The organism is Streptomyces chilikensis (assembly GCF_001642695.1).
Classification (GTDB): domain Bacteria; phylum Actinomycetota; class Actinomycetes; order Streptomycetales; family Streptomycetaceae; genus Streptomyces; species Streptomyces chilikensis.
In genome coordinates, this window is sequence record NZ_LWCC02000005.1 from 605,628 (window position 1) to 608,425 (window position 2,798).

The window sequence follows — 2,798 nt, forward strand, 5'->3', positions numbered from 1 at the left end:
CCAACGCCTTCCTCGACGCCCTCGCCACCCACCGCCACACCACCGGCCTGCCCGCCACCTCCCTCGCCTGGGGACCTTGGGCCGACAGCGGCATGCTGGGAGAACTCACCCCGGCCGACATCGCCCGCATGCGACGCGGCGGCATACCCCCGCTCACCCCCGACGAAGGCCTCGCCCTGTTCGACGCGGGTGTCGCCACCGGCCTGGCCTCGCTCGTGCCGGTCCACATCGAGCTGGACGCGATGCGCAAGGCGACCGCGCAGGGGGCCGAGATCACTCCCCTGCTGCGTGACCTGGTGTCGGTGTCGCACCGGCGGGCCGCCGCTCAGGTGGGCGCCGCAGCGGCCGGTGGTCTGGCGGCCCGCCTCGCGGGGCAGACCGCCGAGGAACAGGTCCGGACGGTGCTGGAGACGGTGCGGTCCGAGGTGGCATCCGTCCTCGGCCACGCCTCCGGCGAGGCCGTGCCCACCCATCGGGCCTTCACCGAGCTCGGCTTCGACTCCCTCACCGCAGTCGAACTCCGCAACCGTCTCGGCAAGATCACCGGCCTCCGCCTGCCCGCCACCCTCGTCTTCGACCACCCCAACCCCACCGTCCTCGCGGAGTTCCTGACCCAGGAGCTCACCGGCGGTCTCTCGGCGAGCAGCACCCAGGCCGCCCCGTACGGACCGACCACCGTCGCTCCCGCCGGCTCCGACGAGCTGATCGCGATCGTCGGCATGGCGTGCCGTTACCCCGGCGGTGTCTCCTCGCCCGACGACCTGTGGCGACTCGTCTCCACCGGAACCGACGGCATCTCGGCCTTCCCCACCGACCGCGGCTGGGACCTCGACGGCCTGTACGCCGAGGCGGTGGCGGACGACCCGGAGCAGCGTTCGCTGACCCTGGAGGGCGGTTTCCTCTACGACGCGGACAAGTTCGACGCCGACTTCTTCGGGGTCAGCCCGCGTGAGGCGCTGGCGATGGACCCGCAGCAGCGCCTGCTGCTCGAGGCCTCCTGGGAGGCGCTGGAGCGCGGCGGCGTGGACCCGCTGTCCCTGCGCGGCAGCCGCACCGGCGTCTTCGCCGGCCTCATGTACCACGACTACGGTTCTGGCGCCGAGGCGATCCCCGACGGTGTCGAGGCGTTCCTGGGCCTGGGCACCTCCGGCAGTGTGCTCTCCGGCCGCGTGTCGTACGCGCTGGGGCTTGAGGGTCCGGCGGTGACGGTGGACACGGCGTGCTCCTCGTCCCTGGTCGCCCTGCACTGGGCCATCCAGGCGCTGCGTTCCGGCGAGTGCGACATGGCCTTGGCCGGTGGTGTGACCGTCATGGCCACACCGACGACCTTCGCCGAGTTCAGCCGCCAGCGCGGTCTGGCCGCGGACGGGCGCTGCAAGTCGTTCTCCGACGAGGCGGACGGCACCGGCTGGGGCGAGGGCGTCGGCGTGCTGCTGGTCGAGCGCCTGTCGGACGCCCGCCGCAACGGCCACCAAGTCCTCGCGGTCGTGCGTGGCTCCGCCGTCAACCAGGACGGCGCCAGCAACGGCCTCACCGCCCCCAACGGGCCGTCCCAGCAGCGCGTCATCCGCGCCGCCCTGGCCAGCGGTGGCCTGACCGGCGCCGACGTCGACGCCGTCGAGGCCCACGGCACCGGCACCACCCTCGGCGACCCCATCGAGGCCCCCCGGTCGTCATCGTCGGCATGGCCTGCCGCTTCCCCGGCGACGTCACCTCACCCGACGACCTCTGGAACCTCGTCCTCCAGGGCCGCGATGCCATCGACACCGTTCCCCACGACCGGCAGTGGGAGCTGCTCCTGCCGTCCGCCTCCGAGGACGGGTGGCAGGCTCCGCCGGCCATCCAGGGCGGCTTCCTGCGGAACGCCGGTGCGTTCGACCCCGGCTTCTTCGGGATCAGCCCGCGCGAGGCTCTGGCGATGGACCCGCAGCACCGCCTGCTGCTCGAAGCGGCCTGGGAGACCTTCGAGAACGCCGGCATCGACCCGCGCGGCCTCAAGGGCAGCCCGGCCGGTGTGTTCGTCGGCGTCAACACCCAGGACTACGTGTCCCTGCTGGCGCGCGTTCCGGCCGGAGCCGAGGGCTACGTGGCCAGCGGCACCTCCGGGAGCGTCGCCTCCGGGCGCATCTCCTACACCTTCGGTCTGGAGGGCCCGGCCGTCACCGTCGACACCGCCTGCTCGTCCTCCCTGGTCGCCCTCCACCTCGCGGGCCAGGCGCTGCGCAACGGCGAGTGCACGATGGCCCTGGTCGGCGGCGTCAACGTCATGGCCACCCCCGGCACCTTCGCCGACTTCGGCAAGCAGGACGCCATGTCCTCGGACGCCCGCTGCAAGGCGTTCGCGGACGCCGCCGACGGAGCGATCTGGGGCGAGGGCGTCGGCGTGCTGCTGGTGGAGCGGCTGTCGGAGGCGCGCCGCAAGGGCCACGAGGTCCTGGCGGTCGTCCGGTCCACGGCCGTGAACCAGGACGGTGCCAGCAACGGCCTCACCGCCCCCAACGGCCCGTCGCAGCAGCGCGTCATCCGCCAGGCGCTCGCCAACGCGGGCCTCACCACGGCCGATGTGGACGTGGTGGAGGCGCACGGCACCGGGACGACGCTGGGTGACCCGATCGAGGCGCAGGCGCTGCTGGCCACCTACGGCCAGGACCGGCCCGAGGGCCGGCCGCTGCTGCTGGGCTCGATCAAGTCCAACATCGGCCACACCCAGGCCGCCGCCGGTGTCGCCGGCGTCATGAAGATGGTCCTGGCCATGCGGCACGGCACCGTCCCGCAGACCCTCCACATCGACCGGCCCA

Annotated in this window: 1 protein-coding gene and 1 pseudogene; both read left to right on the forward strand. The window is 73.3% G+C overall.

Annotation, left to right across the window (positions count from 1 at the left end):
* Positions 1 to 1,664, forward strand: a pseudogene (locus A2U95_RS33705) (acyl carrier protein); the annotation flags it as partial.
* 11 nt (positions 1,665 to 1,675) lie between these two features.
* On the forward strand, positions 1,676 to 2,798 hold a 1,123-nt coding region (locus A2U95_RS33710; protein WP_420857013.1), incomplete at its 3' end, for a beta-ketoacyl synthase N-terminal-like domain-containing protein.